We start from the raw sequence: 13,330 nt of genomic DNA on the forward strand, positions 1-13,330 counted from the left end.
AAAAATCAAAAAAAATCAAAAATCCAGGTTGAGCAAGCTGTAGAAAATTCTCTTGAGCAGGTCGGCCTTACAAAAAAAGCAGATTATCCTGCAAGATTTTTGTCTGGTGGAGAAAAACGCCGGCTTGCTGTTGCCTGCATGCTTGCAATGGAGCTTCCGGTCATTATTTTTGACGAGCCCTATGCAAACCTCGATTATGGCGGTGTAAAGCAGGTAAATGCTCTTATAAAACGTCTTCACGAACAGAAAAAAACAGTGATTATTTTGACACACGAACTTGAAAAATGTCTTGGCTTAGCAGATAAGTTTGTGGTTTTGTTCCGAGGCGATAAAGTTTTTGATGGAACTGCGCGCGAAGGGCTTTTGCAAAAACTTGAGCAGTGGAATATACGCAACCCGCTCAACGCTTATTCAAAATTGGAAGATTTAGTCTGGCTGTAAAAAAATGAATCAGAATTGTTACGCGTTTAGTTACAAATCCGGAAAAAGTTTTTTTCACAAGCTGCCTTCCTGGATAAAAATACTTTTTATTCCTCTTTTTAACATTGCGATTTTTTCGTTGAGCTGGAAATTTGCCGTTTTTTTTGTATTTGCCCAAGCCCTGCTTTTTTTATGCCTTCATTTTTCTCTAAAAGAACAGGTTTTCGACTTAACGCCTGTCTTGTGGTACGGAATTTTTTTATATCTTATAAATATTCTTTCCAACACTTATTTGAATTTTGCCGAATATGGAATTATAAAAAGTTTTGTTCAGGCAGTCAAAAATTGCATTCATGACGAAAAAACATTTTCTGTCGTTGTAAAATTCTTTGCCTGCAATCAGAGCGCTTCTCTTATGTTCAAAACTTCAACTTCTCTTGAACTTCGCGAAGGAATTGAAAAAATTGAACTTTTTATCCGGCGTATTCTTCCATGCAAAAAAGAATCAAAATTTGCCGCAACAGTTTCTATGTTCATAAATTTTATTCCCGCAGTTTTTAAAATGTGGACTCAGTTAAAAAGGGCATGGTTTGCACGAGGCGGAAAATTAAGCTTAAAAATGTATTTGGCGCTTCTTCCGGTTCTTTTTAGCCTTGGATTAAAATATTCAATGGACACAGCAAAAGCAATTTTAATCCGCGGATAGAATTTTACCGGGCTAAACTCAAAAATTTATTTTTAGCAAAAATATTTGCGGCAATAAACGCAATTGAAGACATCGGTTATTTTAAAATAATTTTAGACAAATTAGCATCCTGATTTTTCGGACGTCATTTTTTTCTTGCAAAAACATTTTTTTTGTTTGGGAAAGTTTTTCTTAAAAACCGGCTGCTCCGGCTTCGCTTTTCGCTCACTGGCTAAACGTCAGCTCTGGCCTATGCATCCGGCGTAAGTTTTTTTTGTTTCCCAAATTTTTCTAAAAAAATCACCCGTTGGATTTAAAATAAAAAAAACTCAGTACAATGTACTGAGTTTTTACGGCTCCTGCTGGGCTTGAACCAGCGACACACGGATTAACAGTCCGTTGCTCTACCGACTGAGCTAAGGAACCAGTTTCATTCACTTGAATGTGAATTTATAATATAAAAATTATAAAAATGTGTCAATATATAAAATGCAATTTTTTTTTATTTTTTTGTAAAAAGTTATTTAATAAGCGTCCAGACAAAAATCCAAATAAAACTTATTACGCACAGCATTTTAATTCCTGTTCCGAGCAAAAATCCTATAAACGAGCCAATTGCGGCTTTTAATGCGTGTGGAATGTCTTCTGGATTTTGAATTAGTTCGCCGATAAATGCTCCTGCAAATGGTGCAATGATTATAAAAATCGGTCCTAAAAACATTGCAAGAAAAAGACCTATTGTCGCTCCCAAAACAGCTTTTTTGCTTCCGCCAAATTTTTTTGTAAGAAGTGGCTGCAAAATCGAGTCGGCAATCGTTATAATTAAGGCGATAATTCCCGTAATCGTAAGAACAGTTACAGAGATGTTAGGAGGCGTGCAAAAATGCGCTGTAAAAAGTCCTGCCCATGCAAGAGGAACTCCAGGCAAAATTGGAACTACGCATCCAGCAAGTCCTGTCAAAAGAAAAATTCCCGCAAGAATTGAAAGTAAAATGTTTAAGTCCATAATCTTATTTTATGATATAATCAGCCTGAAAACAATTGAGGAAAGTTATGAACTATGAAAATGTTTATGAAGAAAAAAAACTTTTGCGTTCAAAAATGCGGAAGCTTTTAAAAGAAAGATATTCTGATTTAAAAAACATTCAGGCTGCTGGAAATTCCGCCGCTCAAAAAATCATTTTATCTGAAGAATTTAAAAATTCGGATTTAATTTTTTCTTATATTCCCTATGGATTTGAAATTGATCCCAGTTTTCTTGTCGAGATTGCCTGGAAAAACGGAAAAACTGTCTGTGTTCCTCGCGTTGTTTCGGATTCAAATTTGATGGATTTTTATTTTTTAGATTCAAAACTTTCTCTTCAAAATCAGCTCGAAAGCGGAGCCTTTGGAATTTTAGAGCCAAAACTGACCTTAAGAAAAGTTTTTACGGATTCTTCTCTAAGAGACAAAAAAATTTTTATGGTTGTTCCTGGCCTTGCTTTTTCTAAAGACGGAGCTAGGCTAGGAAAGGGAAAAGGCTTTTACGACCTTTATCTTCCCCGGCTTTTAAAAACTGGTTGCTCGCTTTTTACCGCGGGGTTTGCTTATTGTGAGCAAATTGTCGAAAATATTCCTGTCGAAAAGACTGACTTTTTTTTGGACAGAATTTTTACGCCTTGAAAATTATTTTTTTGTGTCAGCAGAATAAATTCTCATCCGCGGAAAATTCTCCAGATACGAACTAAAAACAAGATAGTAATCTTCTGCCGTTGCCTTGTTTACTGCTTCGTATTGATCTAAATATAACTCTGGATTGCCGGATGCAAGACCTTTTTGAATTAAAAATGCCGTTCCTTCATTTGTTGAAGTTTTTTCGAGTTCATTTATAATCCACAGATTTTCAAGCTTAGCTAAAAAATCATTTTTTTCTAAATCTTTAACCCCTTGTGTGTCAGTATTTATTATTTTTTTGAGTTCCTGAGAAATTTCTTTTATAGTCTGCTCGTAAATTTTTTCGGTCTGAAGATAGTGCTTGATTTTTGTAATTACGATTTGTGCATAAGGCAAATCCGAATCTGCTGGAAAAACTTTTACTTCCTGCACAAATTCTTCAAGTTTTTTTTGAAGACTGTCTTTTAAAAAATAGAGAAGCGCGTTAAAAATCGCATTGTCGGTCGAAGAGATGTCTGGCGCTTCGAGCATAAACAAAAGAGGGTCAGAAAAATCTGTCGTCGGAATTAAAATCGCAGGTCTAGGTCCTGCCTTGTCGGCGCTTACGTCCGTAAAAAACTGGTGACGGAGCGGAATTCTCTTTATTTTTTTTGGAAGCGGAAGTTTTTTTACCTTTAACTGAATGTTTTGTGTTTGTGAAAGACTTTTTAGTTCTCCAAAAGTTGAATTTAACGAGGCTTTTAATTCTTTTGTCTGATGAATTCCTCCAGTCAAAATAATCGAAAATCTGGTGCAGTCCAAAATTTTTGGATATGCGGCTTGAATTTCTGTAAATTCCATCTGGGCCGGTTTGTCTTTTGTGTCTTCGTAAAGAGCGGAAACTGGTTTTTCGTATATTGTCCGTACGGCTTCGCACAAAAGCTGAAAATCCGCAGAACCTGTTTTTATTCGCCATTGTGCGCGCAGATCGTAACTGATTCCGTCTGCAAGGGCCGGACTGATGTCGCCAAAAATCGTGCAGTAAGCCATTGTTTCGAGGCAGGTGTTAATGTCTTTTGCTGAGCAGTTCACCGTCAAAACGGAATCCTCTGAATTTGTCCGGGCATTTACGCTTGCCTGCGAATTTAGTTTTCCGGTTTTGTAAAGTTCGTCCATTTGCCATTGAATCATTGCCGAAAGCGAATTTGTCAGCACAGAAGCAAGTCCGGCATTTTTTTCTGCAAAAAGCAGTTCTCCTCCGGCAATCGAAAGCATTACGGTCGCTGTATTTTTTGAAGAAGAGCTTTTTATTGTTACTGGAATTCCGTTTTTTAAGGTGAATTGGGAGAATTCTTCCCTGCTTTTTTGAATAAATCGTCTGGCAGAAAAGTTAAAATCTTCTTCTGACGGCGATTTTTCTTTTTTATTTTGCAAATTTTGTCCATTTATAAAATTTTTGTATTGTGGCAAAAGATACCATGCGCCGTTTTTTTGGGTAATTCTTTCGTAACCGTATTTTTTAAATTCATCCGAATATTTTGTGTAATTTTTTGTATTGCAAAGAATAAAAACGTAAGGTTTTGAATTTTCGTATGATTCGTTGAGTTTTTCGGCAGAAATCGAATTCAATTTGTCGTTTTTGGAAAAAAAATCTTCCGCCAGACCGCCGCTTGTCCGGTTAAAAATTGCAAGATTTTTCATAAGAAGCGTAGAGTTGTCAGAAATTTTTGCGAATGAACTGTTTATTTCCCGGAGAACGGATTCTGCTTCTTGAGAGGAAATTCTCTCTTTTTCCCGCGACATTTCTAAAAAAAGTTCTCCCTGAACCGCAGGTCCAACCTTTGTTTTTTCGCAAATTGCCTGAATTATGAGTTTTTCGCGGCTGTTTTGCGGAACGGACGAAACGTCCATATATTCTGGAGAGCGGATTGCAAGATTTCTTTGTTTTAAAAGCAATTTTTTAAAAGACGAATTATTTTTGTTAAAAACGGCAGCCATCAATTCTGCTTCTTCTGGAAAAAAATCCGTGTATTGAAGGACAATCTGCGTCAAATCCGGCGAAAGCTGGTCGTCTGTAATTACAAATTTTTTCTGAATTTTTTGATTTTCCGGAATTTTAAATTTTTTTTCTTCGGAAAAATGATTTTGTGAGCGGCGGACTGGCTTTTCAAAATATTTTTTTGCCAGGGAAAGGGCTGTCTTTTCTGTTATGTTGCCGCTTATGTAGAGAATTGCGTTTTGCGGACTGTAATATTCATCTTGAATTTGAGTTAAAATTGTGCGCGCTTCGTTTATTGAAAGTGAATTAAAATTTTGTGGGAAAATTCCGTTTTCGGTTTTCCACGGCTCTTCATAAAGAATTCTGCTGTCGATTGCCTGGTTTATAAATCCTTCTGTTGAAGAAACAAATTCCTTAAGAGAAAGCTGGGATTTTTTTAGTTCTTCGTTCAGTTTTTTGTCGGAGATAAAATTCGGCTTAAAATATTCTGCAAAGTCAATGAAAATTTTTTCGGTTTGGGCAGGAGCCGCTGTCTTTTCGATTTTTACACAGTCTGGTGAAATTTCGAGTCCCAAAAGGTTTGCATAAAGCGAAAAAAATCCGGCATTTTGTGGATTTTGTCTTTTTGTTCCGGCTTTTATGTTCAGTTCGATTCTGACTGTGGCAGTCGCTTCGTCTTCCAAAAAAAAGATTTTAAAACCGTTTTCGAGCGTGAATGTTTTTATGTCGTTTTGAGAAAATGAAAATAAAAAAACTGCATTCAAAAAAAATAGAATTCCTGCAAATTTTTTTTTTGTTTTGAAAGAATTGCAAAAAATTGAAGAAAATTTCATAGCTCAATTATAGAAGATTTAGCCGAACAGTTCTATTTTTTTGATATTTTCTGTAGAATAAAAAAGTTAAAATTCATCGAATTTCTAAAAACTGCGGTTTTTAGAAGCATTTTATTGCGGAGAAGAGGATGACGGAAAAATGCCGGTAATTACATTAAAAGAAAAAAAAACAGAAACAAAAATTCCTGAAAATCTTGCTGAAATTTTAAAGTCGAAAAGACATTTGACTGAGCAGGAAATTGCAGTTTTAAAAGCAAACGGAAATACGAACAGCGACAGTTTGTGGCAGAACATTTTTGTTTCCGCAAGGGACGGAGAGTTTGACGCGGGCTTAATCCGTTCTTCAGAAATCCATGGTTTTTTAATTTTGGGCAGGCTTGTTCCTTCAACCTTGAAATTTCACGATCTCGTTCTCGAAACTGGAATTTACAGTTCTTATGTGGAAAATGTTGTTTTGGAGGATGATGTTGCAATAAGAAATGTTGCCTATCTTTTAAATTACAGAATCGGTACGCGCTCTATTATTTTTAACGTGCAGGAAATGAGCTGCACAAACCATTCAAAATTCGGCAATGGAATTTTAAAAAACGGCGAATCTGAAAAAGTCCGCGTATGGATTGGAGTTGGAAACGAAAATGACGGAAGGGCGGTCTTGCCTTTTGAAGGCATGATTCCTGCCGACGCCTACATTTGGAGCCGCTATAGAGAAGATTCTGAATTGCAGAAGCGTTTTGTTGAACTTACCGAGTATGGCCAGTCAAAAGAACTCGACTCTTTTGGAATTGTTGAAAATGATGCCGTAATAAAAAATTCGACTTTGATAAAAGACGCAAAAATCGGCGCGCATTGCTATATAAAAGGCGCGCTCAAGTTAAAAAACATTACTGTTCTTTCGAGCGAAGATGAGCCGAGCCAGATTGGTGAAGGCGTTGAGCTTGTAAACGGAATTCTGGGATTTGGTTCAAAAGTATTTTATCAGGCGGTTGCCGTAAGGTTTATAATCGGCAGAAACTGTCAGTTAAAATACGGAGCAAGGCTTTTGAATTCTGTTTTGGGCGATAATTCTACCGTAAGTTGCTGCGAAATTTTAAACAATTTGATTTTTCCATTTCATGAGCAGCATCATAATTCTTCGTTTCTTATTGCTTCTACAATTTGCGGTCAGTCGAACATTGCTTCTGGAGCTACAATCGGCTCAAACCACAATTCTCGCTCTCCTGACGGCGAAATGTTTGCAGGAAGAGGTTTTTGGCCGGGACTTTGTTCTGATTTTAAGCATAATTCCCGTTTTGCAAGCTTTACACTTGTTTCAAAGGGAAGTTATCAGAACGAACTGAACATAAAATATCCTTTTTCTCTTGTTGCATCGAACGGCAACCAAAAATGTATAACGATTATTCCTGCATACTGGTTTTTGTACAATATGTATGCAATTTCTCGCAACAAGTCAAAATTCTTTAAGCGCGACAAACGTTTTGTAAAAGTTCAGCACATCGAAACAGATCCTCTTGCGCCGGATTCAATTCAGGAAGTTGTATCTGCGCTCAGCCGGATAATTGAGCTGACTGGAGAATATCTTGTAAAAAAAGGTTTGGAAAAAGCCGTAAGCGCAAAATCGCCGGAAGAGCTTTATAATGTTACAAAAGATTTTCTCCATCAAAATTCTGGCGTTGAAGTTACATTGTGCGACCCTGAAGCTCAAAAAAAATACGGAGCGGAAATTCACAAGCCGATTCGCGCATATAAAATGTACCGAAAAATCGTCAAGTATTTTGCCTGTTCTGTTCTTGTTGACTACTGCACGCTTTACAATACTCAGATTGATCGCGAAGAATTAAAAGTTATTACGACTCAGTTTCCGCTTTATACGCAATGGCTCAATGTTGGAGGCCAGATAATTCCTCAGAAAAAAATTGAAGAGCTTTTTGAAAATATAAAATCTCACAAAATTGAAAACTGGCGGCAAGTTCACGATTTTTACGACAAATGCGAAAAAGAATATCTGATTTACCGGACAAACTATGCAATTTACCTTTTGGAAAGGCTTTATTCGATGAAAGTGCGGAACTTTACTCCAGAAATTTTCAACGATATTATCAGCGATGTTGTTTTGGTGAGCAACGAAATGATGAATGCGGCACATTCGTCCCGCGAGAAAGACTTTACCGATGAATTTAGAAAAATTACTTTCCGCAATGACGAGGAAATGTCGGCAGTTCTTGGAAAAATTGAAGACAATGAATTTTTGACAGAAATGAAAGAGAAAACTCAAAGATTTAATGAAGCCTTGCTTAATCTCTTTAATATAGATTAAGTCTTGCAATTTTTTTTGTAAAACTGCATAATAAAAATATGAATTCTTTATCACTACTTCTACAGCTAGAAACTTTTCTCGTTAGGGCCTAAGCAAATCGGGTAGTGTAGAATATTATTTTTGCATTTAGAAGACCTGGTGCTTTAGGCGCCGGGTCTTTTTTTTATCCAATGAATATTTTTGCGGATTATAGGGGGAAAAATGAACGCATCAAAGTACAGACCGGTTATTCAGCCGGCATTGAAGAACAGAAAGTGGCCGGATCAGCGCATTACAAAAGCACCTGTTTGGTGTTCAGTTGATTTGCGCGATGGAAATCAGGCTTTAATCGACCCGATGGGAGTTGAGACAAAACTGGCGTATTTTGACCTTCTTGTAAAAATCGGCTTTAAGGAAATTGAAATTTGTTTTCCGTCTGCGAGCGATACTGAATTTGAATTCTGTCGCCGTCTTATCGAAGAAAATCATATTCCTGACGATGTTTCGATTCAGGTTTTGTGCCAGGCCCGTGAGCATTTAATCCGCCGCACAATGGAAGCAATTAAAGGTGCGCCGAATGTTATCTTCCATATTTATAATTCGACATCTCCGGCTCAGCGCAAATATACTTTTAATAAATCAAAAGAAGAAATCATAAAAATTGCTGTTGACGGTGTAAAGTGCATAAAAGAATGCATGAAAGATTTACCGGAGGAAGAGCGAAATAAAATTCGCCTTGAATATTCTCCAGAAAGTTTTTCAATGACAGAACTTGACTATGCAGTTGAAATCTGCGAAGCCGTAAAAAAAGAATGGGGAACAAGTCCTGACAAAAAAATCATCTTTAATCTGCCGACTACAGTTGAGTGCTATACCGCGAATGTTTATGCAGATTCAATTGAATACTTTGCTGAGCATATTTCTGACCGCGAAAATGTTGTAATTTCGACACACTGCCACAATGACCGCGGAACAGGAGTTGCTTCGTGCGAGCTTGCCCTTATGGCTGGTGCTGACCGTGTTGAAGGTTGTCTTTTTGGAAACGGTGAACGTACTGGAAACCTTGACATTGTGACTGTCGCCCTCAATATGTTTGCAGAAGGCGTTGATCCTAAGCTTGATTTTTCTGATTTGCCTGAAATTGCGGATTCTTATCAGGAATTTACAAAAATGGATATTCCTCCCCGTACTCCTTATGCCGGCGGTCTTGCATACACGGCGCTTTCTGGCGGACATCAGGATGCTATTGCAAAAGGACTTTCTGCCCGCGATAAAATGCCAAAAGACGCAGTTTGGGATGTTCCGTATCTTCTTATTGATCCGAAAGATATTGGCCGCAAATACGAAGGTATTATCAGAATCAATTCTCAGTCCGGAAAGGGAGGCGCAAGTTTTATTCTGGAGCACAATTTTGGCTATGCTGTTCCAAAGGCAATGCAGCCGGCAGTTGGAAATTTGATAAAGGCGGAAAGCGACAAAGCTCAGCGTGAGCTTAAGCCTGAAGAAATTTTGCGCTTTTTTGAGAAGCAGTGGCTTGAGAATAAATCTCGTCTCGAAATTATTGATCTTGCAACGACAATGATTGGAAGCTCTGGTTCGGAAGAAGTTGTTTCTGTCCGTGGCGTAATAAAATGCAATGGAGAACAAGTTTCTATAGGTGCAAAAGGAAACGGGCCTCTCGATGCCTTTGTTGCCGCCCTCCGTGAAACAAAAATTCCTAACTTTAATATTGCTGCTTTCCACGAACATTCTGTTGGCGAAGGTTCTGATACTTCGGCTATTGCTTATGTTCAGATTATGGAAGAAAACGGAAAACAAGTTTGGGGTGTAGGAAAATCAAGCAACGTTGGAAGAGCGGGAATTGCGGCTGTTGTTTCTGCCTTAAACCAATAGCTTACGCCGGATGCGAAAGGCTTTAGTTGCCGCGGCAAAACGATGAAACGTTCTGCCGCGGCAATGAGCGTGAGCGAACCTGTAGCAGCCGGTTTTTGAGAAAAATGTCTGGCAAAACGCCGGATATTTTTTTTAAGAAATGTGTCGTCCTGCAAAAAATTAAAACTTTTTTGATATATCAACTTTTTTTTGACACTTGCATAGCATTTAGATAAAATCGTAACAAAGGTATATAAATGAAAATTCGTATTCGCTCAATTTTTTTTAAGTTGGTTTGTCCTGTTATTCTTGTTTTGACTATTTCGGCAATGATGCTTGTTTTTGGACTCACAAAAATAGTTTCGTCAAGGCTTCTTCAGAATATGCAGGCAAGTGTTGCCAGCGACAGGTTTATTGTCGAAGACCTTATAAATGAAGAGCTGGTTTATGGCGACAGCGTTGCAGATTTTGCTTCTAGTTTTTTTTCTGGAATTCTTGCGAATAATGCGGCGGATGCTGTCAGTGAAGTTTCAAAAATGGCTTTTGAGTCGCTTGATTTGGAATTTATAGCCATTTTTGATACTGACGGAAATCTGATTTCGCCTCCGGAATATGCTCAGGGCGCGGTTGTAAATGACGATGTTCATGCTGCGTTGGAAGGAAATGCTGTTTCTAACTTGAAAATGATTTCTGGCTCGCTTTTGACAACTGATTCTTGCCGTCCGATTTATGTTAACGGTGAAGTTGTCGCTGCTGTAGAAATTACAACTAATTTGAGTGATTCTGAATTTTTGGATCGTATGCCTGAAAAAGTTGGCTGCGATGTTGCGGTTATCTACAAAAATAAGGTTGTCGCGTCTACGCTAAAAACTCTTGTCGGACAAAATGTTCCTGCCGACGTTCTTTCCGATATGGAAGATGATGATACTTGGGTTGGAGAATACAATATAGATTCTACGGCTTATGTTGCGCACTGCTGGGAATTTTCCGAACTTGATGATTGTAAGCTTCTTGTTGCTCAGAAAGCTACAGGAATTTATAAATCTATCAGCGGCATAAAAAGAATCGTCCTTGCTGCGAATATCATAAACACAGTTGTTGTTATGGTTGTAACTTTGATTCTTATCTGGATTTTCGTTTACAAACCGTTAAAAAGGACAAATAAAGCGATTATTGATCTTTCGAGCGGAGAAGCTGATCTTTCTGTTCGTCTTCCAGAACGTGGTGGCGATGAATTTGAAGATTTGTCTTCTGGTGTAAACAAATTTATGGCTTTGCTTCAGCAGCTGATGAAGGATTTGCATTTGCGTGCTGCCGATATTAAGGCGGTTATTCAGGAACTTGGTACAAGTTCTCAGGAAACTGCAAGCGCCACTGCCGAAATTATGGCAAATATTGAATCTGTAAAAAATCAGTCTTCAAATCAGGTAAACGCTGTTCAAAATGTTTCAGGTGTTATCGAAAATTCAAGCAATTCTATGAATAAACTTAAGGAAAACATTGTTGCTCAGACTTCTGATATTACAGAATCTTCTGCCGCAATTGAACAGATGATTGGAAATATTCATTCTGTAACTGATTCTACCGAAAAAATGTCTTCTTCGTTCTCAGATCTTGAAAGACTTATTAAAGAAGGTGCAGAAAATGTTAAGGCATGTTCTGATGTTATTAAGCAGGTTGAAGAAAAATCTCTTGTTCTTGCCGATGCAAATAACACAATCAAGTCAATTTCTTCCCAGACAAACCTCCTTGCAATGAATGCGATGATTGAATCTGCTCACGCTGGAGAAGCTGGAAAAGGATTTGCAGTTGTTGCGGACGAAATTCGAAAGCTCGCAGAAAATTCTAGCGCGCAGGCAAAGGCCATTGAAGAAAATATCAAAGATATAACAGATTTGATTAGTGAAGGCGGACGTCTTTCTGACCTTTCTCAGTCAAGTTTTGAAAATATCGACAATCAGGTAAATGTCGTTGATCCTCTCGTTTCTCAGATTTCAAATGCTATGGAAGAGCAGACAAGCGGTTCTTCTCAGATTTTGGAGGCGCTTGGAAATATGAAGGATGAATCTGTTCTTGTTGATGACAGTTCAAAATTGCTTTCTGACGGTTTTGTAAAAATTAACAATGATATGGAATCCGTAACTCAGATTTCTTCAACTGTTATGGGAAGTATGGACGAAATGGCTGCCGGTTCAAAACAAATTAGCCAGGCAACTCAGATTGTAAGCGAACTTGCTTTAAAAACAAAAGATGCAATGTCTGCAATTGACGAAATGCTTCTCAAATTTAAAGTTTAATCGTTATGAATTTTTATTCAAGCTTAAAAAAAACAAAAAAAGCAGTGGAAAAATTTTTCAAATTTTCTCCACTGTTTTTGACTTCCTTTTTTATCTTATCCTGTGCTTCAAAATCGGAAAAGCAAAGATTGCGCGAAATTGCAGTTCAAAATTCAAAAAAAACTGCAATTGAACAGTTTGTAAACAAGTTGCCAGAAAGCGAAAGAATTTCTCAGCTTTTTTTGGTCAATATAGAAGGAAACAAAAATTATATTCCTGTTGAAAAAACAGGTTCGCTTTATGGCAAAAAAAACGAAGGCGAACCTCTCCTTCCTGGCGGCTGTCTTTTTTTTAGCTACAATATTGCGGATTCTAAAGAGCAGGTTCGTTCGTTTATAAACTCTATAAATTCATTTTATTCAAAAAATAACAACGTTCTTCCGTTTATTGCGGTTGATCAGGAAGGCGGTTCAGTCAACCGTCTCCGAAAAATTATCGGAAATTTTCCTTCAGAAAAATATATTTCTCAAAATTTCGATGAAGTAAAAGCCCGCGAAATTTATGAAAATCAGGCTAGCCAAATGGCCGAACTCGGTTTTAATATGAACCTTGCGCCTGTTGTTGAAGTTGAAACTTTGGAAAATTCCGATTTTTTGGATACGCGCTCTTTTGGTTCTCTTGAAAAAGTTCTTTTTTATGCGCCTTTGGAGATAAATGCCTTTGAAAATCAAAAAATTGCGACAGTTTTAAAGCATTTTCCAGGAAATTCAAATACCGATCCGCATACAGGTCTTCCTGAAATAAAAATTTCTTCAGAAGAGCTTAAAAACGAACTCCTTGAACCGTTTAAAAAACTTCTTCCTTTGTCTTCATCTGTCCTTATGAGCCATGCCAGAGTTACCGTTGAGGATGACTTTTCTTATTGCGATTCTTCAATTCCTGCCTGTCTTTCTGAATTTTGGGTAACAAAAGTTTTGAGGGAAGATTTTGGGTTTGAAGGTCTTGTTTTGAGCGATGATATTTTTATGGGCGCTTTGGCGGACAATGGTTTTTTGAGCGAAGATGCAGCGGTTAGGGCGATTGAGGCCGGTGTTAATATAATTATGCTGAGCGAAAAACGTTTTGGTTCTGTTGCAAAAATTTTACTCAAAAAAGCATCTGAATCTCAAGAGTTTAATCAAAAAATTCAAAAAAGCGTTCAAAAAATAATCGAATATAAAATTAAGGGCGGACTTTTGGAACTTAGGCAGTTTGATTTTGATTCAGACGGCAAAAAACTGAAAATTCCAGCTTTTAAAGTCGTTGCCGCGGATTTTTAAG

9 protein-coding genes and 1 tRNA gene are annotated in these 13,330 nt (G+C 37.5%); 7 read left to right on the top strand and 3 right to left on the bottom strand.

What is annotated here, in order from left to right; genetic code table 11:
• Nucleotides 1-441, top strand: a 441-nt coding sequence (locus B2X33_RS03145; RefSeq protein ID WP_296667590.1) for an ATP-binding cassette domain-containing protein, incomplete at its 5' end; no start/stop codon positions are given.
• Nucleotides 442-445: 4 nt separating this feature from the next.
• The gene (locus tag B2X33_RS03150; RefSeq protein WP_296667593.1) at nt 446-1,126 is read left to right on the top strand and encodes an energy-coupling factor transporter transmembrane component T family protein; all 681 of its coding nucleotides are present in this window, start codon (nt 446-448) and stop codon (nt 1,124-1,126) included.
• A 332-nt stretch (nt 1,127-1,458) separates the two neighbouring features.
• Here the strand turns inward: B2X33_RS03150 and B2X33_RS03155 are convergent.
• A tRNA-Asn gene (locus B2X33_RS03155) sits at nt 1,459-1,531 on the bottom strand.
• 94 nt (nt 1,532-1,625) lie between these two features.
• Entirely contained in the window at nt 1,626-2,111 is a 486-nt protein-coding gene (locus tag B2X33_RS03160; protein WP_296667595.1) for a DUF456 domain-containing protein, read from the bottom strand.
• A 47-nt stretch (nt 2,112-2,158) separates the two neighbouring features.
• Here B2X33_RS03160 and B2X33_RS03165 point away from each other — a divergent pair, with 47 nt between their 5' ends.
• Nucleotides 2,159-2,767 (top strand): 5-formyltetrahydrofolate cyclo-ligase, encoded by a 609-nt coding sequence (locus B2X33_RS03165; protein ID WP_296667596.1) that lies wholly within the window; start codon nt 2,159-2,161, stop codon nt 2,765-2,767.
• A gap of 3 nt (nt 2,768-2,770) precedes the next feature.
• Here B2X33_RS03165 and B2X33_RS03170 read toward each other — a convergent pair whose 3' ends face one another.
• Entirely contained in the window at nt 2,771-5,500 is a 2,730-nt protein-coding gene (locus tag B2X33_RS03170) for an insulinase family protein (RefSeq protein WP_296667598.1), read from the bottom strand.
• A gap of 208 nt (nt 5,501-5,708) precedes the next feature.
• Between B2X33_RS03170 and B2X33_RS03175 the strand changes: the two genes are divergently transcribed.
• From B2X33_RS03175 to B2X33_RS03190, 4 genes are all read left to right on the top strand, one after another.
• Complete coding sequence (locus tag B2X33_RS03175) at nt 5,709-7,883, top strand: DUF4954 family protein (protein WP_296667600.1); 2,175 nt, start codon at nt 5,709-5,711, stop codon at nt 7,881-7,883.
• 201 nt (nt 7,884-8,084) lie between these two features.
• Nucleotides 8,085-9,755: a 2-isopropylmalate synthase gene (gene leuA / locus B2X33_RS03180; protein WP_296667603.1), complete on the top strand. Its 1,671-nt coding sequence runs from the start codon at nt 8,085-8,087 to the stop codon at nt 9,753-9,755.
• A 236-nt stretch (nt 9,756-9,991) separates the two neighbouring features.
• Nucleotides 9,992-12,031, top strand: a complete 2,040-nt coding sequence (locus B2X33_RS03185; protein ID WP_296667604.1) for a methyl-accepting chemotaxis protein — start codon at nt 9,992-9,994, stop codon at nt 12,029-12,031.
• Nucleotides 12,032-12,159: 128 nt separating this feature from the next.
• On the top strand, nt 12,160-13,329 hold the full coding sequence (locus B2X33_RS03190) for a glycoside hydrolase family 3 N-terminal domain-containing protein (protein ID WP_296667605.1): 1,170 nt from the start codon (nt 12,160-12,162) through the stop codon (nt 13,327-13,329).
• Nucleotide 13,330 lies beyond the last annotated feature (1 nt).

The organism is Treponema sp. UBA785 (assembly GCF_002297065.1).
Lineage (GTDB): Bacteria > Spirochaetota > Spirochaetia > Treponematales > Treponemataceae > Treponema_D.